The 22028-nt window shown below is 36.4% G+C and carries 20 protein-coding genes; 15 read left to right on the plus strand and 5 right to left on the minus strand.

Annotated elements, in window-relative coordinates:
• Positions 1–187: 187 nt before the first annotated feature.
• Complete coding sequence (locus SNE38_RS11415; RefSeq protein ID WP_191704269.1) at positions 188–1351, minus strand: methyltransferase; 1164 nt, start codon at positions 1349–1351, stop codon at positions 188–190.
• Positions 1352–1487: 136 nt separating this feature from the next.
• Between SNE38_RS11415 and hflX the strand changes: the two genes are divergently transcribed.
• The 11 genes from hflX (at position 1488) to zupT (ending at position 13179) form a co-directional block, all read left to right on the plus strand.
• The gene (gene hflX / locus SNE38_RS11420) at positions 1488–2765 is read left to right on the plus strand and encodes a GTPase HflX (protein WP_191704270.1); all 1278 of its coding nucleotides are present in this window, start codon (positions 1488–1490) and stop codon (positions 2763–2765) included.
• A 309-nt stretch (positions 2766–3074) separates the two neighbouring features.
• Positions 3075–4559 carry a peptide MFS transporter gene (locus SNE38_RS11425; RefSeq protein ID WP_191704271.1) on the plus strand — a complete coding sequence of 495 codons (1485 nt, stop codon included), beginning with the start codon at positions 3075–3077 and terminating at the stop codon, positions 4557–4559.
• A 309-nt stretch (positions 4560–4868) separates the two neighbouring features.
• Positions 4869–5702, plus strand: coding sequence for a GNAT family N-acetyltransferase (locus tag SNE38_RS11430; RefSeq protein ID WP_191704272.1), 834 nt, complete (start codon positions 4869–4871; stop codon positions 5700–5702).
• 71 nt (positions 5703–5773) lie between these two features.
• Positions 5774–6883, plus strand: a complete 1110-nt coding sequence (gene menC, locus SNE38_RS11435) for an o-succinylbenzoate synthase (RefSeq protein WP_191704273.1) — start codon at positions 5774–5776, stop codon at positions 6881–6883.
• 339 nt (positions 6884–7222) lie between these two features.
• Positions 7223–8179: an ABC transporter permease gene (locus SNE38_RS11440; protein WP_191704274.1), complete on the plus strand. Its 957-nt coding sequence runs from the start codon at positions 7223–7225 to the stop codon at positions 8177–8179.
• Complete coding sequence (locus SNE38_RS11445; protein ID WP_191704275.1) at positions 8166–9122, plus strand: iron chelate uptake ABC transporter family permease subunit; 957 nt, start codon at positions 8166–8168, stop codon at positions 9120–9122. The genes SNE38_RS11440 and SNE38_RS11445 overlap by 14 nt, the downstream gene beginning before the upstream one ends.
• Positions 9119–9886, plus strand: a complete 768-nt coding sequence (locus tag SNE38_RS11450; RefSeq protein ID WP_336046526.1) for an iron ABC transporter ATP-binding protein — start codon at positions 9119–9121, stop codon at positions 9884–9886. The genes SNE38_RS11445 and SNE38_RS11450 overlap by 4 nt, the downstream gene beginning before the upstream one ends.
• Before the next feature lie 178 nt (positions 9887–10064).
• Positions 10065–11102, plus strand: coding sequence for a siderophore ABC transporter substrate-binding protein (locus tag SNE38_RS11455; protein WP_336046527.1), 1038 nt, complete (start codon positions 10065–10067; stop codon positions 11100–11102).
• A 64-nt stretch (positions 11103–11166) separates the two neighbouring features.
• Entirely contained in the window at positions 11167–11499 is a 333-nt protein-coding gene (locus SNE38_RS11460; RefSeq protein ID WP_191701387.1) for an antibiotic biosynthesis monooxygenase family protein, read from the plus strand.
• A gap of 116 nt (positions 11500–11615) precedes the next feature.
• Positions 11616–12227: a phosphatase PAP2 family protein gene (locus tag SNE38_RS11465; protein WP_336046528.1), complete on the plus strand. Its 612-nt coding sequence runs from the start codon at positions 11616–11618 to the stop codon at positions 12225–12227.
• Between the two features lie 130 nt (positions 12228–12357).
• Entirely contained in the window at positions 12358–13179 is an 822-nt protein-coding gene (gene zupT / locus SNE38_RS11470) for a zinc transporter ZupT (RefSeq protein ID WP_336046529.1), read from the plus strand.
• A gap of 58 nt (positions 13180–13237) precedes the next feature.
• Here the strand turns inward: zupT and SNE38_RS11475 are convergent, their stop codons facing one another.
• From SNE38_RS11475 to thrC, 3 genes are all read right to left on the minus strand, one after another.
• Positions 13238–13885: an NAD(P)-dependent oxidoreductase gene (locus SNE38_RS11475; RefSeq protein ID WP_191704280.1), complete on the minus strand. Its 648-nt coding sequence runs from the start codon at positions 13883–13885 to the stop codon at positions 13238–13240.
• Between the two features lie 177 nt (positions 13886–14062).
• The gene (gene thrB, locus SNE38_RS11480; protein ID WP_191704281.1) at positions 14063–14974 is read right to left on the minus strand and encodes a homoserine kinase; all 912 of its coding nucleotides are present in this window, start codon (positions 14972–14974) and stop codon (positions 14063–14065) included.
• Positions 14971–16029, minus strand: coding sequence for a threonine synthase (gene thrC / locus SNE38_RS11485; protein ID WP_336046531.1), 1059 nt, complete (start codon positions 16027–16029; stop codon positions 14971–14973). Before thrC ends, thrB begins: the two co-directional genes overlap by 4 nt.
• A gap of 211 nt (positions 16030–16240) precedes the next feature.
• On the opposite strand from thrC, the gene SNE38_RS11490 reads away from it, so the two are divergent.
• The 3 genes from SNE38_RS11490 (at position 16241) to SNE38_RS11500 (ending at position 19749) form a co-directional block, all read left to right on the plus strand.
• Positions 16241–17473: an MFS transporter gene (locus SNE38_RS11490; RefSeq protein WP_191704283.1), complete on the plus strand. Its 1233-nt coding sequence runs from the start codon at positions 16241–16243 to the stop codon at positions 17471–17473.
• A gap of 359 nt (positions 17474–17832) precedes the next feature.
• On the plus strand, positions 17833–18690 hold the full coding sequence (locus tag SNE38_RS11495) for a MurR/RpiR family transcriptional regulator (RefSeq protein WP_404829024.1): 858 nt from the start codon (positions 17833–17835) through the stop codon (positions 18688–18690).
• Between the two features lie 132 nt (positions 18691–18822).
• Positions 18823–19749, plus strand: coding sequence for a manganese-dependent inorganic pyrophosphatase (locus SNE38_RS11500; protein WP_191704285.1), 927 nt, complete (start codon positions 18823–18825; stop codon positions 19747–19749).
• Positions 19750–19772: 23 nt separating this feature from the next.
• On the opposite strand, the gene SNE38_RS11505 is transcribed toward SNE38_RS11500, so the two are convergent.
• Entirely contained in the window at positions 19773–21152 is a 1380-nt protein-coding gene (locus tag SNE38_RS11505) for an FAD-dependent oxidoreductase (protein ID WP_191704286.1), read from the minus strand.
• Positions 21153–21305: 153 nt separating this feature from the next.
• On the opposite strand from SNE38_RS11505, the gene SNE38_RS11510 reads away from it, so the two are divergent.
• On the plus strand, positions 21306–22010 hold the full coding sequence (locus SNE38_RS11510) for a DsbA family oxidoreductase (RefSeq protein ID WP_191704287.1): 705 nt from the start codon (positions 21306–21308) through the stop codon (positions 22008–22010).
• Positions 22011–22028: the final 18 nt, after the last annotated feature.

Consider the following 22028-nt stretch of genomic DNA (forward strand, 5'->3'; position numbering starts at 1 on the left):
TTATATAATAGAAAAATTATTTTAAAAATTAACCTCAATTATCATAACAAAAACTTAAAAAAATCTATACAAAATTTACGTTGATAGTGATAAACTTTACAATTCTGTAACATAAGGAAAAGATGAATATTTACTTATATTTAGTCACTGTAGAGATAATTTTTGATGATAAGAGAATATACTTATGTTATTTCAATAAAAATTGCAGTTCATTTTCCAAAAAGGGCTTTGCATTTAAAAAGCGGACAAACTCGTCATATTTTACTCGTTGTTCATTTGTTGGCTTTTTCCCGGTGAAATATGCACGGATTAGAATATTCTTTGGTGTATTTTCCATATCGATAAACTCTAATAGCTGTGTGTCATAGCCAACAAGTGATAATAGTTCAGCTCGAATGGAATCTGTCGCTAATGCAGCAAAGCGCTCCTTCACTAGCCCGTGTTGTGTCATAACTGATAAAGTTGGTGCTTGAAGCTGACGATTAAGTTCATGTTGACAGCAAGGGACACTTAAAATTACTTTTGCTCCCCATTTCACTGCACGAGCTAATGCCATATCTGTCGCGACATCGCAAGCATGGAGAGTTACAACCATATCGACTTGAGTTTCTTCATTAAAGTCATTAATATCACCTACTAGAAATTGCAGATTTTCATACTGCAAATCTTGTGCAATGCGATTACATTCATCGATTACTTCTTTTTTTAAGTCTAGACCTGTGACTTGAATATCGAGTTCTTTTTCAACCTTTAAATAATAATAAAGCGCAAATGTTAAATAGGATTTACCAGAACCAAAATCTAAAATGCGAATTGTTTTGTCTCTTGGTAAATGCGCTAAAGAATCGTCGATGAATTCAACAAATCGATTAATTTGTTTAAACTTATCATATTTTTGTTTTTTGATTTTGCCGTCCTCTGCCTGCACCCCTAAACGAACTAAAAATGGGTGCACTCTTGAGTCATCTAATAAATACCGTTTTTTACGGTTATGGGATAAATCAACTTGTTTTGCCGTCGCATTTTGACTCGATTTCCAGAGTACTTTGTTCTTTTTAGAAAGCTGTACCTGTATCGTTTGCTCCTGAAACTCGGCATGTACTTGCCTGAATTGTTCGAAAAGCATGTCGAGCTTAGCAGCCAAATCCTGTATTGCCACATTTTCATGCTTTAAAATTCGTTCATATTGATATTCAAGCTGAATCATATATTCCTCGCGTATTTCTACTGGCTTTAGCTTTACGCGCTTTAAGTCATTTGATTTTTGACGTGGTTGGCTAATTGTTGCTTGGAGTAATGTTTTATTAGAAATAAGTGCGAGCAGTTGCACTTTCATTTGTTCAAATTCCATAAAAACCGCCTTTTCTTTTTCCGAAATAATCTTGTTCCTTTAGTATAATAATGCGCCTTTGTCGTCTTATTGTACAGGCTTTTGAATTGTATGATACGATGGGAAAAAGTTTTAATGTAAGCAAGGAGGCAATAGTTTGAAAGATGTTGAGGTATTAATTGAACGCGGTGTATTGGTTGGAGTCAATTTACAAAAGAATGAGCATTTTGATTATTCAATGGAAGAATTGGCAAATCTAGCGGAAGCTTTGAATGTGGAAGTTCTCGGTATGGTAACGCAAAATTTAGAGCGTGTAACACCGTCACATTATGTAGGCACTGGAAAGATTGAAGAAATTAAAGCGTTTTTTGAAGAAACGAATGCAAACATTGTTATTTTTAATGATGAACTGTCCCCTTCGCAAATTCGAAATTTAGAGCGGGATTTAGAATGTAAAGTAATTGACCGTACAATGCTCATTTTGGATATTTTTAGTCGACGTGCAAAAACACGTGAAGCGCAATTGCAAGTGGAGCTTGCTCAATTACAATATATGCTTCCACGCTTAGTTGGGCTTCATGCATCGTTATCACGTCAAGGCGGTGGCACAGGTGGTGGCTTTAAAAACCGTGGTGCCGGAGAAACGAAGCTTGAGTTGGACCGTCGAAAGATTGAAGATCAAATTTCGAAAATCAAAAAAGAATTGGAAGTTGTTAAAGAACAGCGCGAAACACAACGTAAGCAACGACGTAAAAATGCTGTACCGGTCGTTTCTATTGTAGGATATACAAACGCAGGGAAATCCACGATTATGAATCAGCTTCTTGCAAAAGCGGGACAAGATGTTACAAAGCAAGTTTTTGAAAAAGATATGCTATTCGCAACACTGGAAACTTCTGTCCGTAATATTGAACTCGAAGACAATAAATCATTTTTACTTACGGATACAGTAGGTTTTGTTAGTAAATTACCTCACCACTTAGTAAAGGCTTTCCGTTCCACATTGGAAGAAGCGCGTGAAGCGGATTTACTATTGCATGTAGTCGATGTATCCAATGAAGAATACCGCTTCATGATGGATGTGACAAATGAAACATTAAAGGCTATCGATGTTGAGAATATTCCTACCCTTTATGTGTACAATAAATCCGATTTGGCAAGCTTAGAATACCCGCTAGTAAGTGGCGATAATATTTGGCTTTCTGCAAAGCAAAATATCGGATTGGATGAATTGTTACAGCTTATTCGCAAACAAGTTTTCGCCAACTATATCACCTGTCAAATGCTGATTCCTTACAATCAAGGAGCCGTGGTTTCTTATTTAAATGAACAGGCCACAATTTTTGAAACGGCCTATGAAGAGAATGGTACGTTACTAACGCTAGAGCTTAAAGAAGCTGACTATCAGAGATACGACAACTATGTCGTGAAATAAAGTATTAATCATTCAATCTAAGGTACAGTGCAATATGGCATTGTACCTTAGATTTTTTTATGGCTTTTTATCCAACAAGAGGAAGAGTCAAAATATTTCCTTTATATAATTAATTAATTTATAATTCAGAAGTCTAAATTGTAATGATACGTCTTAATTATTTGAAAATATAGAAAAATAACATAATTATAACATTTTGATTATTTGTTGATTTTGATCAACTGTTACGCTAAAGTGTTGAAGTATATTATTTCAAATGTCAGACAACAGACTTTATTGTCAGAATATTTATTAATCGGAGGATTTCAAATGTATTCAAAAGAAGAAATAGTGAAATCTGTTCCTCAAACAGGATTTGTTGGTCAACCTAAAGGTTTATTTACATTATTCTTTACAGAGTTTTGGGAACGATTTTCATATTATGGAATGCGTGCCATTCTACTTTTCTACATGTACTATGCTGTTAAAGATGGTGGATTAGGACTAGACCGTACGCAAGCTAACATTATCATGTCGATATATGGTTCATTAATCTACATGTCAGGTATTATTGGCGGATGGATTGCTGACCGTATAACAGGCACGCGTAAAGCCGTATTCTATGGCGGTATATTAATTATGGTCGGTCATATTTTATTGGCATTACCGCTGGGCGTAAACGCTCTGTATTCATCAATGTTCTTTATTATAATTGGTACAGGGTTACTTAAACCGAACGTATCATCAGTTGTAGGTGACTTATATGCGCCGACTGATGCTCGTCGTGATTCTGGATTCTCAATTTTCTATATGGGTATTAACATGGGTGGTTTCTTAGCACCATTATTAGTTGGACTATTCCAAAAGAACTGGGGCTTCCATGCTGGATTTGCAGTAGCTGCAGTAGGTATGTTCATCGGATTAGTTGTATATTTAATGTCTCAGAAGAGTCTTGGTTTAGCAGGTTCATTTGCACCAAACCCTCTTACTAATGTAGAGAAGAAAAAATCAGCTCGCAACTTTACAATTGGTGGTTTAGTCATTGTAATTTTAGGTTTCATTGCATACCAAACAGGTAATGCAAATATCGAAAACTTCTCATTATTAATTACAGCATTAGGTATTATCATCCCAACTTTATTTATTACCTATATGTATCGTAGTCCAAAAACAAATGCAGATGAAAAATCACGTTTGTTGGCATATATTCCATTGTTCCTATGTGCGGTAATGTTCTGGGCAATTGCAGAACAGTCTTCTACAATTCTTGCAACATTTATTGATACACGGACAAATCTAACGTTTTTAGGATTTGAAATACCAGCTGCATGGTTCCAATCGTTTAACCCATTATTCATTATTCTAATCGCACCATTATTTGCGGTTCTTTGGACAAAGTTAGGTGATCGTGGTCCTTCAACACCGAAGAAGTTTGCGCTTTCGCTATTCTTCTCAGGTACTTCATTCCTAATAATGATCGCTGCAATCGTTTTAACGCCTGCAGATACATTAGTTAATCCATTATGGGTTGTATTCTCGATTTTCCTAGTTGTATTAGGTGAATTATTGCTTTCACCAGTTGGTTTATCTGCAACAACTAAGCTAGCACCAGCAGCATTTGCTGGACAAACAATGGCTTTATGGTTCTTGGCAGCAGCAGCAGCTCAGGCAATTAATGCACAGTTAGTTCGTGTATACGAGCAGGTCTCAGAAACAACATACTTCGGTGTTTTAGGTATTTTATCTATTGTACTAGGTATAGTTATTTTAATCATCTCACCAATCATTACGAAAGCTATGCGCGGTGTAAAATAATTTTTTAACCTTAATTTGTAGAATTTTTTACGAATTAAGGTTTTTTCTTTTGGAAAAAAAGGAATAATAAAAGTTAACTACTTAAAAAGGTAGCTTGTGGTATATAATGGAATTGGGAGAAGCCTTACTAAAATGTCTCCATAAAGATTTTAGTTGGGAAGTTATAAATACAGCACTTGATATACAGAATATTCCCGATGGTTACAAGGATCTCATTAAGCAATGTAATCGATAGCTATGAGATGCAAATTATTGTTTTAACATTTTTAGTGGCACGATGAAAAAGTAACTATAGGGGAGGCAAAATTTATGTTAGAATCAGTAACGATTAAGGAATTGACGACTATTGAACAAATTGAAGAGGCACGTGAATTAGAGCATGAGATTTGGGCAGTCGGTAGCATCCCTGTTCATCAAACCATTGCAACAATACGTAATGGTGGAATTGTTCTTGGAGCTTATTTAAATGACGAAATTATTGGCTTTAACTATAGTTGTCCTGGATATATGGATGAGCAAGTGTATTTATATTCCCATATGATCGGTATTAAACGTAACTACCGTGAACAAGGTGTAGGAGAATTACTAAAAAACTATTTAAAAGATATCGCTATCGAACGCGGTTATAGAACTTGCCGTTGGACGTTTGATCCACTTGAAGCGCGTAGTGGTCATTTAAACTTTTCAAAGTTACGTAGTTATAGTGATACTTATATAGAGAATTGCTATGGTGAGATGGAGGATCCATTTAATAAATTATTGCCTACAGACCGCCTTTGTGTAGAGTGGCAGCTTGTTGATAATGATTATTTACGTTGGGATGCAAAAGTAGAAGAATTACTTGATGAAGCAAAACCTATCGTAGATTGGGAAGCAAATATTGTAGGGTTGCCTACATTGGATAAGGAACAGAAGTTTCGTAAAGAGGAAACGCTTATCCATGATGCATATACATTACCTATTCCAACAAACTTCCAAAAAATCAAAGTTGAGAGTGTCGCTTTAGCAGAAGACTGGCGATATAAAACGAGAAATATATTACAAGCAATGTTTGACCAAAATTACAAAATTATTTACTTAATGAAAAAAGATGAGCAAATAAGCCATTACCTACTTGTAAAGCGTTCTTTATTTGCCCTTTAATTCCTTTTTCAGCGGGTGTTTACCGCCCGCTGAAAAACTTTTAAAGTAATGAATCAGTAGGAGCAATGAACATGAAATTAGTGGAAGTCACGATGCATGAACTTATAATGCGAATGAAAACGCCTTTTACAACGAGCTTAGGGTCAATGCAAGATAAGCGATTTTTAGTATTGGAGGCGAAGGATGAAAGTGGTTTTGTCGGTTGGGGAGAGGGCGTTGCTTTTGAAGAACCATCCTACACAGAAGAAACTTTTAAAACTTCCCGCCATATGCTGGAAGATTTTTTAATTCCGGCGTTATTGGGAGCTGAATTGAAGCATCCAGATGAAGTGTTTGACATGTTTCGATCCATTCGTCGCAATAATATGGCAAAAGCAGCAATTGAAGGCGCAGTATGGGATATTTATGCCCAATTAATGAACCAACCATTAGCGCATGTCATTGGTGGGTCCCAGGAAAAAATCGAAGTGGGAATTAGTATTGGTTTACAGCCTACAGATGAACAGCTTATCCAAACGATTCAGCATTATTTGGATGAAGGCTATAAACGAATAAAAGTAAAAATCAAACCTGGAAAAGATATTGAACTTTTACATACAATTCGCCAAGCATTTCCTACCATTCCTTTAATGGCGGATGCAAACTCAGCGTATACATTAGATGATATGGAAAGTTTAAAAAAGCTGGATGAATTTAATTTAATGATGATCGAACAGCCACTTGCCCATGATGATTTAGTCGACCATGCATTATTACAAAAGCAAATCAAGACACCGATTTGTTTGGATGAAAGCATTACTTCTCTAGAGGATACACGTAAGGCTATTCAGCTGGGGAGCTGTGGTGTAATAAACATTAAAATTGCACGAGTAGGCGGTATCAGTGAAGCGAAGCGCATTCATGATTATTGCATGGAGCACCATATTCCCGTATGGTGTGGGGGGATGCTTGAAGCAGGAATAGGCCGAGCGCATAATGTTGCCATTACTAGTCTAGCTAATTTTATAATGCCAGGGGATACTGCTGCCTCAAGTCGTTATTGGTACGAAGATATTATTAGCCCAGAAGTAACAGTAGAAAATGGCTATATTAAAGTTCCCAAAAAACATGGAATCGGCTATGAAGTAAATCGTGCATTATTGGAAAAGTATAGTGTCAATAAAACGACATATCGGATATAGATGCAAACCACGAATTAAAATTTGTGGTTTTTTCTTGTTTCATCTAATTTCCTATATATACTGTAACTTGTAAATAAAGCGACTAATTGCTCTTAAAATACAATTTTCATTATATTGGTTATTCAAAAGTGCCTTATTTTTAAATCGTGCGTTTGATTTTCATTATTAGCAATTATATAATGATGTAGGGAAAGAAATGATTCTCATTTTCATTGAGAATCAGTGAATATATCTTGGCGTATGGCAATCAGATTTATTAGTTCACTCAAAATTCAGCAGCGTTTGTCTAGTTGAATTAAAATAAAAATAAAAATATATAAAGAATAGTGGGAAAATGAAATGAGACTTTGGATGCTCGTTGCAGCAACCATCGTTCTGTCCTTTATATCATTATTTATTGGGGCAATCGACATAAAACCATCTGATTTATTGGATTGGGATTCAGATAAGACACAAATTTTCCTGATGAGTCGAGTGCCGCGATTAATGGCGATCATACTTGCTGGGGCAGGGATGGGTATTTCAGGCTTAATTATGCAAAGTTTAAGCCGTAATAAATTCGTATCACCGACAACATCCGGTACACTGGATGCGGCTAAACTAGGTATTGTAGTATCGATGGTATTTTTCACAAGTGTAGGTTATATGGAGAAAATTCTCTTTAGTTTTACATTCGCGCTTATTGGTATGATGATTTTCATGCGCCTTCTGGAAAGCATTAAATTTAAAGATGTAATTTTTGTGCCTCTAATCGGGATTATGTATGGGAATATTATTGGTGCGATATCCACATTTATTGCTTATGAAGCAGATGTTTTACAAAGTGTAGATACATTCTTTTTAGGGAGTTTTACACTTGTTGTTTCAGGACGTTATGAGTTGCTTTATGTAGCTGTCCCGGCGATTATTCTTGCTTACTTATATGCAAATAAGTTTACAGTGGCAGGAATGGGAGAAGATTTTGCGAAAAATCTAGGGTTGAGCTACCGTACTGTGTTAAATCTCGGTTTAGTGCTTGTCGCGATTATTTCAACAACTGTAGTATTAACAGTGGGGATTATTCCTTTCTTAGGGTTAATTGTGCCAAACATAGTTTCATTATATATGGGAGACAATTTACGTAAAACGATTCCACATACAATTTTCTTAGGGGCAGCATTCCTATTGATGTGTGATATCTTGAGTCGTCTTATTGTGTATCCGTTTGAGATTCCTGTAAACACAACGGTTGCGGTAATCGGCAGTGCAATCTTCTTAGTAATGTTGTTTAGGGGGAAAGCATATGCGAAAAAATAGGACGAAGCTTATTGTTTTAGCTATAATCGCGATTATTAGTATACTGTTATTTTGTCTATATAATATTCAAGGTGGATTTAGTTACGCCTTTCCAAAACGTGTAGAACGCGTATTGGCAATGATTATTACCGGTACTGCCATTGCGTATGCAACAGTAACATTCCAGACGGTTACGCATAATCGGTTATTAACACCTTCAATGATGGGTGTTGACTCGATGTATGAAGTCGTACAGACAGTCATATTCTTCTTTGCAGGGTCTGCTTCTATATTTGTAGTAAGTCGTTATTTAAATTTTGGATTATCAATTGCTGCGATGGTTTTATTCGCACTTATTTTATACAGATTTCTATTCAGGGCAGATAAGCATCCAATCTTCCTACTGCTGCTAGCAGGGATGATCATAGGGACACTGCTCGGTAGCTTAGTAACATTTTTACAAGTAATTATTGACCCGGTAGAATATGAAAGCTTACAATCTCGTTTATTTGCGAGCTTTATGAATGTGAAAACTGAGCTTTTACTTATTGCTATCGTTATATTAGTGGCTTCGTTTATATACGGTTATCGTTTATTAAGGGATTTAGATGTAATGTCATTAGGACGTGAAAATGCAATAAACTTAGGTGTAAATTACGATAAAATTGTATTGAAAGTGCTAATTTTATCTTCTGTGCTAATTGCAACATCTACTGCGCTTGTCGGTCCAATTACGTTTTTAGGATTAATCGTTTCAAACTTAGCGTATCAATTTTTTGCTACGTACAAGCATTCCGTTTTAATTGTGGGTGCAAGTCTCATTAGTATTATTGCACTTGTCGGTGGGCAGTTTTTAGTACTGCATGTGTTCCAATTAAGTACAACGATAAGCGTAATTATAAACTTTATCGGTGGATTGTACTTTATTTATCTAATACTGAAGGAAAGTAGGAAAGCAGGATGATTGAAATTAAAGGGCTTTCTAAAAGCTTTGGAAAGAAACCAGTTGTTGAAAACGTATCATTAACTATCCAGCCAAAAGCAATCACTTCATTTATTGGACCAAACGGTGCCGGTAAGTCAACATTATTATCCATGGTAAGCCGATTGCTTGATTCAGATACAGGAGAGGTATTTTTGGATCAAAGTGATGTGAAAAAAATGAAATCTAATGATTTTGCTAAACGTGTGGCTATTTTACGTCAGTCAAATCATTTAAATGTACGATTAACTGTACGTGAGCTCGTGGCATTTGGCCGTTATCCTTATTCAAAAGGGCGTTTAACACCAGAGGACGAAGAACATATTGATCGTGCAATTGAATATATGACATTGGGCGATATGGAACATAAATTTTTAGATGAATTATCTGGTGGTCAAAAGCAACGTGCTTTTATCTCGATGGTAATTGCACAAGATACTGAGTATATTTTGTTGGATGAGCCATTAAACAATCTGGATATGAAGCACTCCGTTCAAATTATGAAGATTTTACGCAAGCTTGTAGATGAATTAGGGAAAACTGTTGTGATTGTATTGCATGACATTAACTTTGCTTCTGTGTATTCGGATCGTATTGTCGCTTTAAAAGATGGACGTCTTGTAAAAGATGGTCCAACTAATGACATTATTAATTCAGAAGCACTGCGGGAAGTGTATGATATGCATATTCCGGTTCAAGAACAAGATGGCTGTAGAATTTGTGTATACTTTAATTCTCATAGCTAAAAACAAGTAAATGTATAGGTTATTCTCGCTTATGCATTTATTTTCTGACATTAAATGAGAATGAATATTAATTTCATAAAAACAATTGACAACATTAAACAGTTGATTTAGACTTACGTTAGTTAATTGAAAACGATTATCACTCTCGATTGAGAGAAAAGTAGGAGGAAATTTTAACATGAAAAAGTGGAAATTTTTAACGGCAGCAGCATTAACTTTAATGCTAGCAGCGTGTGGTTCAGATGAAGAAAAGGCGACTGAAACAAATGAACCAACTGCAACTGAAAACAGTGAAACATCTGCATCAACAGAAACAGCAGCATTCCCAATGTCAGTTTCTCCATTATCAGCAGGCAGTGAAACAGAGGATGGAAAATCAGTTTCCTTTGAAGATGTAACATTTGAAGAAATGCCAAAAAACATCGTAGTACTTGACTACGGTTTCTTAGATACACTTGATGCATTAGGCGTTGAAGGAATTGTTGGTATTGCTGCAAACGGTGGTAAAGGGAATATCCCGGCGCATCTTAAAGAGAAATACGTAACAGATTCAGTAGCAGACGTTGGTACTTTAAAGCAAATCGACTTTGAGAAAGTAGCAGCTGCTAACCCAGATGCAATTTTCATTTCTGGTCGTCAGGCTCCATTCTATGAAGAGTTAAAAGAAATCACTCCAAACGTAGTATTCATCGGTTCTGATAACTCAAATTATGTTGACGGTGTATTTGAAACTGTAGACTTAGCAGCAAAAATCTTCGGTAAAGAAGAAAAAGCTGAAGAGTTAAAAGCAAGCTTACAAACTAAAGTCGATGAAGTGAAAGAAAAAGCGGCTGGCTATGAAAATGCATTAGTAGCAATGTACAACGACAAAAAAATCTCAGGTTTCGATAACGGTGAAGATTCTCGTTTCGCATATGTATACAATGACTTTGGTTTCAAACCTTCAACTACAGATATTAAAGCATCATCACACGGTTCAGACTTCTCTTATGAGTCAATCCTTTCTGTAGATCCAGAAGTATTATTAATCATCGACCGTACAGCTTCTGATGTAGATACTATTAAAGCTGACATCGAAAATGATATCATCAAAAAGACTCGTGCTTACAAAGAAGGTAAAATCGTTTATCTTGATGGTGTAAACTGGTACTTCTCTTCTAACGGTGTAACAACTGAAGCAGAAAAATTAGATGAAATCTTAAACGAATTAAAATAATATTATAAATAGGGCATGTCTCATTTTGAGGCATGCTTTTTTTAAAGAAAAGGAGCGATAGATTATGTTTGTACAAATACGTAAATGGGTTGTAACTGAGGGAAACTCAGAAAAAATTATTGAACGTTTTAGTAGAAAGCCGGATCAAGGTCCATCGAAATTGGAACAACGCGAAGGTTTTATTGGTCGCGAATTATTGGTGAAAAATGTTCGCCGTGGTGAAGAAGAAGTGGTCATGATCATCCGTTGGGAATCCGAAGAAGCATGGAAGGCTTGGGAAAAGAGCCCTGAACATATCGCTGGCCATAAAGCGAAAATAAAAGAACATGGTGGTAAACCTCCAAAGCCGGAATTCGTCATTTCGATGGAGCACGGAAATTACACTGTTGTAGAATAATTAAACTTGTAAAACTACTTTGCTGAAAATTTTGGCAAAGTAGTTTTTTGTTTTTTTATATAGTGTATATAATTTCGGGTAAAAGAATAGATGTATATAGAAAGAGGTGGATGTTATTGAAAAAAGGGGCTTATTTATTCGCACTAGTCACTCTGGCTGTATTTATCATAATTTCTTTGAATTATAGAACAGCAAACTTTGAAACAATGGATGCAAAAATTCAATCTATACTACGTGGTAATGAGAGTATTATTCTATTCCACTATTTAGGTGAAACGGAATTTATTATAATGATTACTGTCCTCCTTTTACTCTTTCTAGGAATTTGCAAAAGAAATTACCGTGGTATGTTATTTACTTTGTTAACAATCGGAGTGGGGAACAGTATTAATCAACTTTTAAAGCATTTTTTTGAAAGACCTCGACCGGAGATTTTAGATCAGCTTAGTACATATAGCTTTCCATCTGGGCATTCTCAAATGAGTGTGCTGTATTTGTTCACCATAGCATACTTATTTTCTAATATGACTAATAGTAATTTAAAGGCAATGACTATATGGAGTATAGCGATTGTATTAGCTTTCTTTATTGGTTTAGCACGTATTGCTGAAGGTCGACACTATCCAACAGACGTCTTAGCTGGATGGAGTATAGGTTATAGTTGGTTTATTATTTGCGTATTATGGTATGAGTCTAGTAAACATCGTCTTAAACAAGGGAATTCCTAAATAGTAGGGATTCTTTTTTTAAACTGAAAGTTGGTTTGTTACATAAGATGTTACCTGGATAAAAAAAGTTGCATTAAGGAAACATCTGGCATATAATTTTAGAAATGAATAAATTACAAAGGAGAATTGTATGGATGATAACGTATTATTAGCTTTAGGGTTAACGTTGTTTGCAGGGCTTGCTACAGGAATCGGTAGCTTAATAGCCTTTTTTACAACGCGTACGAATAAAAAGTTTTTATCAATTGCCTTAGGATTTTCAGCTGGGGTCATGATATATGTATCGCTTATTGAAATTTTTGTGAAAGCAAAAGATTCATTAGTGAACGTTCATGGGGAAACGACTGGATATTGGTATACTTTGTTTGGATTCTTCGGGGGGATGCTTTTAATTGCATTAATTGATCGCTTTATTCCAAAGGGCAACAATCCCCATGAAGTAAAATCTGTAGAAGATGTTCAAAAAGCACAATTAATTGGTAATGAAGAAGTAGAAGCTGACCGTCTAATGAAGATGGGGCTCTTCACAGCAATGGCGATTGCCATTCATAACTTCCCAGAAGGTATTGCTACTTTTATGGCGGTTTTACAAGATCCCAATGTAGGAATTGCCATTGCCATTGCTGTAGCTATTCATAATATCCCAGAAGGTATAGCTGTAGCCATTCCTATTTTTTATGCAACAGGGAAGCGGATGAAGGCGTTTAAATGGTCGTTTGCTTCGGGTTTATCAGAGCCTTTAGGTGCATTAATCGCTTATTTTTTACTTATGCAGTTTATGACTGATACAATGTTTGGTATTATTTTTGCCGGTGTTGCTGGTATTATGGTCTTCATTTCTATTGATGAATTACTCCCGGCTGCCAAAAAATACGATGAAGCCCATTCGTCTATTTATGGTTTAGTGGCAGGTATGGCCGTTATGGCAATAAGCCTAGTAATGTTAACTTAATCAGGACAGTGTAAAAGCCAGCATCATCAACCGGATGCTGGCTTAAGTGTGTTTGTTTCTAGGAAGCAGCTGTTACATTTTCAGATGCAACAGTAAAAGTTGTATTCGGGTATTCATTTTTTTCTATTTCATCGAGCAATGCTACGGCAAAGTCTGCATAACTAATATAACTGTTAAATTGTGAGTTTACTAAAATTTTCTCGGCCCCTTTAATATAATGACCTGTACGCGGTCCGTCAGAATCGAACATAGCTGAAGGAATCGCAAAGGACCATTGGATTGAGGAACTTTCTAAATCCTGTAAATTTTGTAATTGTGCCCTTGCTGTGTCAACAAGGTCTTCTGGATAATCTTCCAGGTCCATAAGGCGAACGGTCTTTTCGCGGTTCACAAATAGACAGCCTGAGCTACCTACAACAAATAGCTTTTTATTCGTTCCTTCTAATAAGGAAATTAAGAATTCTCCCGCCGTTACATGCAAATGTTCTTCCCCCGGTAGTGGGGCAAAGGCATTAATTAAAATATCAAAAGGTTCAATTTGCTCTTTCGTCAAATTAAACAAGTCGCTTTCTATAATTGCTATATTATCTTCCTGTAATGTTGCCTTATTTTTTACAATAGCTGTTACATCGTAATTTCTCATTAAAGCCTCACGTAAAATATGAGTCCCTGCTTTACCAGCAGCACCAATAACTGCAATTTTCATAAACATTACCCCTTTCTAACAGTAGATTTATTAATATACCCAATATTGAAAGGAATTATGCATATTTTGGGATGAAAGATAAGTGAACATTGTTTGTAGAGGGCAAAGTTAGTGGGCTTCATCTAACTAAAAAAGGGTCGCAAATTTAATAACTAAATTTTGCGACCCTGGTGTATTTTAATTACTATTTGAATAAGTAGTGACTTGTATTCCTGCAGAAGCTCCTGTCGTTAAAACAATTTGATGTGTAGGAAATTGCTTTTTCATAGCTTCAATAAATTGTCCTTGTATCGATAGTGGAATGATGGAAATTAATGTTGGCCCCGCACCACTTAATGCAGTCCCGTAGGCTCCGGCCAATTTTGCTGCTTCATGAATTTCGTTGTAGTTTGGTATAAGCTCTGCACGGAACGGCTCATGGAATAAATCCGCCTCCATATAACGCCCGATACGTACATAATCTTTGGCAATTAGAGAAGCCGCCAGCATATTTGCATTTGCACTTGCTCGGACAGCATAGCCCCGCTCTAATTGGCTTGGTAAAACACCACGTGAATCAGATGTTTTTAACTCAACATTTGGAATAAACACTACAAATGCTGCATCCATTTCCTGAATATGAAGAGTATCGACATTTCCTTGTTCATCCATAGAAGAAATAGTTAGCCCCCCTAATACAGAGGCAGTAGCATTATCAGGATGTCCTTCAATTTGAGAGGAAATATTCAACTTGTCCTGTGTCGATAAGTTTAACTCTCCTAAAATATTCGCTAACTCGATGGCCGCAACTATAGCTGCTGCACTACTGCCGAGTCCTCTTGCTAGAGGAAGCTCGCTCTTCATTTCAACTTTGCATGGTCGTAATGAAGCATTGTACTGTTTGCCCACTTGTTGGGCAATTTTATAAATTAAATGTTTTTCAACTGTTGTATCTGAAGGTACATTGTCTCCAATATGAACAAATTCCCACTCATTTTGTAAAGTTACTTCCAAAGTTAAATAAAGTGATAGTCCAAGACCAATCGAGTCAAATCCAGGTCCTAAATTTGCTGTACTGCCTGGGACTTTGATTTGCCAACTGTTGCTCATAAACTGAATACGCTCTCGATATAGCTGCGAATTTCCTGTTCATCATTTTTAAGTGCAACTAAGTCAACAGTTGAAACATTCATTGCTGTATCAGGATCTTTTAAACCATTGCCTGTAAATACTGATACTACTTTGCTGCCCGGAATAATCTTACCAGCTTTAACGGATTTGATGACACCTGCTAATGATGCAGCAGAGCCTGGTTCAATGAAAATTCCTTCTTTTTGGGCAATTAACTTATAGGCTTCCAAAATTTCCTCATCTGTAACGGCCTCGATTAAACCACCTGATTCATCACGTGCTGCTTCTGCATATTTCCAGCTCGCAGGATTCCCAATGCGAATTGCTGTCGCAACTGTTTCTGGATTTGCAATTGGAGCTCCATTTACGATGGCAGCTGCACCTTCTGCTTCAAAGCCATACATTTTTGGCAGACCGCTTTGTTTTGCTTCATTATATTCTTTAAATCCTTTCCAGTATGCTGTAATATTACCAGCATTACCCACTGGGATGCATAGGTAATCCGGTGCTTGGCCTAATTGATCAACTATTTCAAATGCTGCTGTTTTTTGCCCTTCAATACGGTAAGGGTTAACTGAATTAACTAATGCGATTGGAGTAGTTTCTCCTATTTTGCGCACAATATTTAATGCATCATCAAAGTTACCATCAATCTCGATAATTTTAGCGCCATACATTGTAGCTTGTGCTAATTTTCCAAGTGCTACTTTACCTTTTGGAATCACTACGATTGATTGAATGCCTGCACGTGCTGCATATGCTGCAGCTGCAGCTGAAGTATTACCTGTAGAGGCACAAATAACTACTTTTGAACCTTCTTCAATAGCTTTCGCAACGGCAAATACCATACCCCGATCTTTAAAAGAGCCGGTTGGGTTGGCGCCTTCTATTTTTCCATATAATTCAATCCCTAGTTCCTTCGATAAATTCACTAAAGGAATTAAGGGAGTATTTCCTTCATTTAAAGAGAGAGCAGGTGTATTTTCAGTAATAGGTAAATACTGTTTATATTCTTCAATAAGACCTTTCCACATAGACAATTTAACTCCTTCTGTTCTCGGTAGATGAACATTTGTTTTTGTATACAAGACATTTTAAACCTATGTGCCTCTTATTTCAATAGGAATCGATAAATTGTCGGAACAATTTGTTAAGTAAAAAAGATGTTGTCACTTTTAAGAAAGAAATGTATGATAAGAATATTGTTAAGTCAAGTGTAAAGACACATGGAGGGTGGAGTAGTAAATGTCGGTGGAAGTAAATGAACAAAAGCCTTTATCACGTAATAAATTATTGGGCATTGCTGGTGTCGGTTGGATGTTTGACGCTATGGATGTCGGTATTCTCTCCTTTATCATTGCTGCACTTGCAGTGGATTGGGGATTAAACAGTAGCCAAATGGGGTGGATAGGTAGTGTAAACTCCATCGGTATGATGGTAGGTGCATTAGTGTTTGGGCTACTAGCAGATAAAGTAGGCCGTAAGCAAATTTTTATGTGGACACTTATTTTGTTTTCTGTAGCAAGTGGATTGTCTGCATTTACAACTACATTAACCCTTTTTCTAATTTTACGTTTCTTCGTAGGAATGGGTCTTGGTGGAGAATTGCCGGTTGCTTCCACATTAGTATCTGAAAGCGTGAAAGCAGAAGAAAGAGGAAGAGTCGTTGTTCTATTAGAGAGCTTTTGGGCAGCGGGATGGTTATTGGCAGCAATCATATCTTATTTTGTAATTCCTGCAGATTTTTGGCCAATTGAAGGATGGCGCGTTGCGTTACTAATTACTGCAATACCAGCATTTTATGCTATCTATATACGAATGAAATTACCTGATTCACCGCAGTTTAGGGTAAAAGAAGAGTCTAAAAAGCGATCTGTATTTCAGAACATTGCTGAAGTTTGGGCAAAAAAGTATGCACGCTCTACCGTTATGCTCTGGATACTGTGGTTTACAGTTGTGTTTTCCTATTACGGTATGTTCTTATGGTTGCCAAGTGTAATGGTTGGAAAAGGGTTCGACTTAATATCGAGCTTTAAATATGTACTTATAATGACATTAGCTCAATTGCCAGGTTATTTCACTGCCGCCTGGTTTATCGAGAAATTTGGGCGTAAATTTGTATTGGTTACATATTTGTTAGGTACTGCAGCAAGTGCATTTGTTTTTGGAGGTGCCGAAACAATCACAACTTTACTGATTTCTGGAATGTTGCTTTCATTCTTTAACTTAGGGGCATGGGGAGCTTTATATGCCTACACACCAGAGCAGTATCCAGCGATTGTACGCGGTACAGGTGCGGGAATGGCTGCGGCAGTAGGGCGTGTTGGTGGTATTTTTGGACCGTTATTAGTCGGCTCACTTTTAACAAAAGGGTATGATATTAGCTATATATTTACCATTTTCTGTGGTGCTATTGTTATAGGTGTGTTAGCTGTAATTTTCTTAGGAAAAGAAACAAAACAAACTGAATTACAATAAAAGTAAAAGGAAGGACCTGTGCAGATTAAACATGCACAGGTCCTTTTAAACATAATTTATACAGTTTATGATATACAACTAATTTAATTTGAACAGTTAGTTTTAGGGGTATATTTTTACTTTTATACAATATATTTTCAAATAATTGTCTATTTTATACATAAAATATCCAGTTCTTTAGCATAATGAAGTTTTTTCAGAAAACTCATTGTATTCTATTAATATTCATGATAATGTATTTTTTATTATTAGAAATTACTGCACGGAATTTACATCATAATAGTTATCATTTTCTATTTTAGTTATCATAACCATGTTAACTCATTAGTGGGTATTTAAGATGATTTTAAGAAAGGGAGATGTGGAGTTTGAGTATATGTGATGATATTAAAAAAAGATATATTCGATTGTCAAAAGGACAACGTAAAGTAGCACAGTTTGTTATAGATAATCCGAATGTGGTTGCTACACAAATTGCTTCTGAAGTAGGTAGGCTTGCAGATGTTAGTGAATCAACGGTTATTCGATTTTGTTATGCAATGGACCTTTCAGGTTTTAGTGACCTTCAGGACAAAGTGAAAGGTTACTTAATTGAAAAAGGGGGAACGATTGAAGCAAAAAAGGCAGTTGCAAAGAATAAAATTAGAAAGCAAATTGGCGTTGAAATTGTAAAGCAGGATATTGCCGGGATTTCCAAAACTTTTAATGCATTAAAAGAGCATGATGTTGAAGAAGTTGTACAATTGTTGCATCAATCAAAAAGAATACACTTTTTAGGATTTAGACACTCGGAACCAGCTGCTTTTTGGATGTTTAGCAATTTAAAAATGCTGCGCGATCAAGTATATTTTATTCCACATGAAGCGGACAAAATTGCACAACAATTAGCATTTATGGATGAAGACTCTTTACTATTTGTTATTTCATTGAATGATGATTATGAAGATTTGGCAACAACAGTAGAGATTGCGAAAAGAAAAAATGTAAAAATTGTTGCGATTCGAGATAAAGAGCTGTCTTCTATAAAGGATCCTGCAAATCCAGTACTCATTGTTCCTTCGGCAAAAGAAGGCGGAGCGACGTGCACAATTGCAATATTTTCTTTATTACATATTTTAGTGGAAACAATGGTAATGCTAAATCCAGAGAAATATAAGGGATATGATGATAAAGGCAACACTAAAAAAAAGCAAATTAATTTAACAGCAATGAGCTGAGAAAACGTAAAGGCTATTATTAGGCCTTTACGTTTTTTGTACGTTCTCCACCAATGATAAATCTTGTTTTTCACTTTCATATCATTATGTTAAAATGGAGAGCGAACAGTATTTTATATAGGAGGCTCAATTATGAGTAAAACATTAGTTTTTGGACATAAAAACCCTGATACAGATACAATTACTTCGGCAATTGTTTATGCATACTTAAAGCAACAGTTAGGATTAGATGCAGAGGCGGTACGTCTTGGAGAATTAAATAACGAAACAAAATTTGCATTGGAAAAGTTCGGCTTTGAAGCACCTCGCCTCATCGGAAATGTTAAAGACGAAGCAACCCAAGTAATTTTGGTCGATCATAACGAATTTCAACAATCGGCTGACGGCATAGAGGAAGTACAAATTTCAGAAGTAATAGACCACCACCGTATTGCTAATTTCCAAACAGCGGATCCACTATACTTCCGTGCTGAACCTGTAGGATGTACGGCAACAATCTTAAATAAATTATTTAAAGAAAATAATGTTGAAATCCCAGCTAATATTGCAGGCTTAATGCTTTCAGCTATTATTTCGGATACGCTATTATTTAAATCGCCTACATGCACAGAGCAGGATGTTAAAGCAGGTAATGAATTAGCTGCGATTGCGAATGTTGATTCGGCACAATATGGTTTAGCTATGCTTAAAGCGGGCGCCGACCTTTCGGATAAATCATTGGAAGATTTATTGTCGCTTGATGCAAAAGCTTTTGAATTCGGTGAATATAAAGCAACTGTTGCACAAGTAAACGCTGTAGATATTGAAGATGTACTCGGGCGTCAAAAAGAGCTTGAAAACTTATTAAACAAAAATATAGCGGAGAACGGGTTAGATTTATTCTTCTTCGTCGTAACAGATATTTTAAATAACGATTCAACAGCAGTGGCTGCTGGACAAGTTGCGGAAAACGCAGCAAAGGCATTTGGAGCAGCAATCGTTAATGGACGCATTAGTTTACCAGGAGTTGTATCACGTAAAAAGCAAATAGTGCCAGTATTGACTGAAGGCTTAAAATAATCTAAAAAAATCCGGTACTCCATTTAATTGGAGTTACCGGATTTTTTGATATCTAAAGGATAAACAGCAGGACCTTCTATTACTTGTCCTTCAGCATTATAGCGTGAACCGTGACATGGGCAGTCATACGTTTGATCGGCTTCATTCCATCTTGTTTTACAGCCTAAATGGGTACAGCGCGGAGCTTTAGGGCGTTTTATATATCCTTCAATGAACTCCTTGCCAATAACCCCACCTGTCTGAAGCATGAAATAGAGTGTCTTACCAAAGCTCGATCGATGTGGAGAGAATAGGTTTGATGCTTTATTTGGTACGTTTTTTATAAGGTCTGTAAGAAGATCACCTGCAACAAGTGAAGTCGATAACCCCCACTTATTAAAGCCCGTTGCAATATACAGGCTTTCATCGTCTGGAGAAAGCTGACCGATATAAGGGACCTGGTCGGCAGTCATAATATCTTGTGCGCTCCATGCATACTCGAATGGAGGCAGTTCAAAATCTGCTGTCAACTCATGCTGTAATGTTTCGTAAAACCGATTGGTCTCGCCTGTGGCTCCTGCTAAGTGGGACTGGCCTCCGTATATGAAGTAAGGCTGATTATCGATAAGTGCACTTCGGATGGTACGACTTTGATCATCAATACTTAAATATTGACCCTCTAACAGCTGAGAATATTTTGTAGCAGTTAAATACGAACGACTTACTTGCAGTTTTATCGAATAAAGTTGGCGAATAGATTCGATTGGATAATGGGTGCATAAAATTAGTTTATTATACTGAACGGTGTAGCCATTGCTTGTACGAACCTGGTTATTCCGTAGTTCGATACTTGTAATGCGAGTATTTAAATAGAGCTGTGCACCGTATTTTCTTGCTAAATGAACGTAAGTATTTGTGAATTGTACAGGATTAATCTGTCCCTCATTTTTTATGCCGAGTGCCAATTTTACAGGAAGATTAAGCTCAGTTTCATTTGTTGCTACAAATGGAATACCGATTTTTTTATATTGCTCAGCTTCATTTAATAGCTTTTCTTTTCCTTGGGAAGTGGAAGTGTATAAATAGGAAGTAGCTCTAGTAAATCCGCCGCTATTTTCGGAAATGGCCTTTTCGATTGCATTTTTGTTTGCTTCATAATAGATTTTCCCATCTTCCGGTGTTAATTTCGAATAAATAAGATTATGCTGCACAGTTAATTTTCCTGTAGAATAGGCAGTTGTTCCATGTGCAAATTGTGGAAGTGCTTCAATTAGTACAACTTTAAATCCTTCCTTAGCAAGTGAATAAGCAGTATATACCCCACTAATCCCACCCCCAATAATGCAGATGTCACATTGAATGGGTTCCTGAATGGATGGAGAGGAAAAACCTGAATCTGTTGGGAGCCAAAGCGATTGTTTCAAAATATCACCTTTTTATTTTTAGCTTAGGATATTTTTTGTTTTTTTATTCAACTAGAGTAAAAATCGGAAATTCTATTACGAATGCATTGGATTTGAAAAGTTGTACTTTTGCAACACAGCTCGTTACAATACAAGACAAGGAGAGTGATTAGCATGAAAATAGAAGTTTGGTCTGATTATGTTTGCCCATTTTGCTATATCGGCAAAAAACAGCTCGAAATCGCCTTGGAAGAATTGGGGTATGGGGAGAGTATTGAAGTTGAGTATAAAAGCTACCTTTTGGATCCTACTACACCAGTGGATACGGATAGCTTGGTTTATGAAGAGCTACAACGTAAATATCAAATGTCGTTGGATGAAGTAAAGAAAATGACTGCTAATGTTACTGCTCGGGCAAAAGAAGTTGGATTAGTCTACAATTTTGATGAAATGAAAAGTGCAAACACAGTAAAAGCCCACCGTTTGGCAAAATGGGCTGAATCAGAAGGTAAAGGGAAAGATTTTACTGAACGAGTTTTGAAGGCGTACTTTTTGGAAGGAAAGGCAATTGGTCAAACCGATGTCCTCCTATCATTAGTAAGTGAAGTGAATTTATCGATAGAAAAGGCTAGACAAGTTATTGAAAATGATGACTATATTAAAGAAGTGGAGCACGACATCGCAATTGCCCAAAATCTAGGTGTACGCGGTGTACCATTCTTTGTTATCGATAATAAGTATGGTATTTCAGGAGCGCAGCCACAAGATGTGTTCGAACAAACAATTGAAAAGGCAGCACAAGAACTGGGCTTGCGAAAACCTTTAAAAATGCAGGGGGATAAAGGTGCAGCTTGTACCGATGATTCATGCAATATTTAATTACCCCCACTTTATAGC

The sequence above is a fragment of the Solibacillus ferritrahens genome (assembly GCF_037027585.1).
GTDB lineage: Bacteria > Bacillota > Bacilli > Bacillales_A > Planococcaceae > Solibacillus > Solibacillus ferritrahens.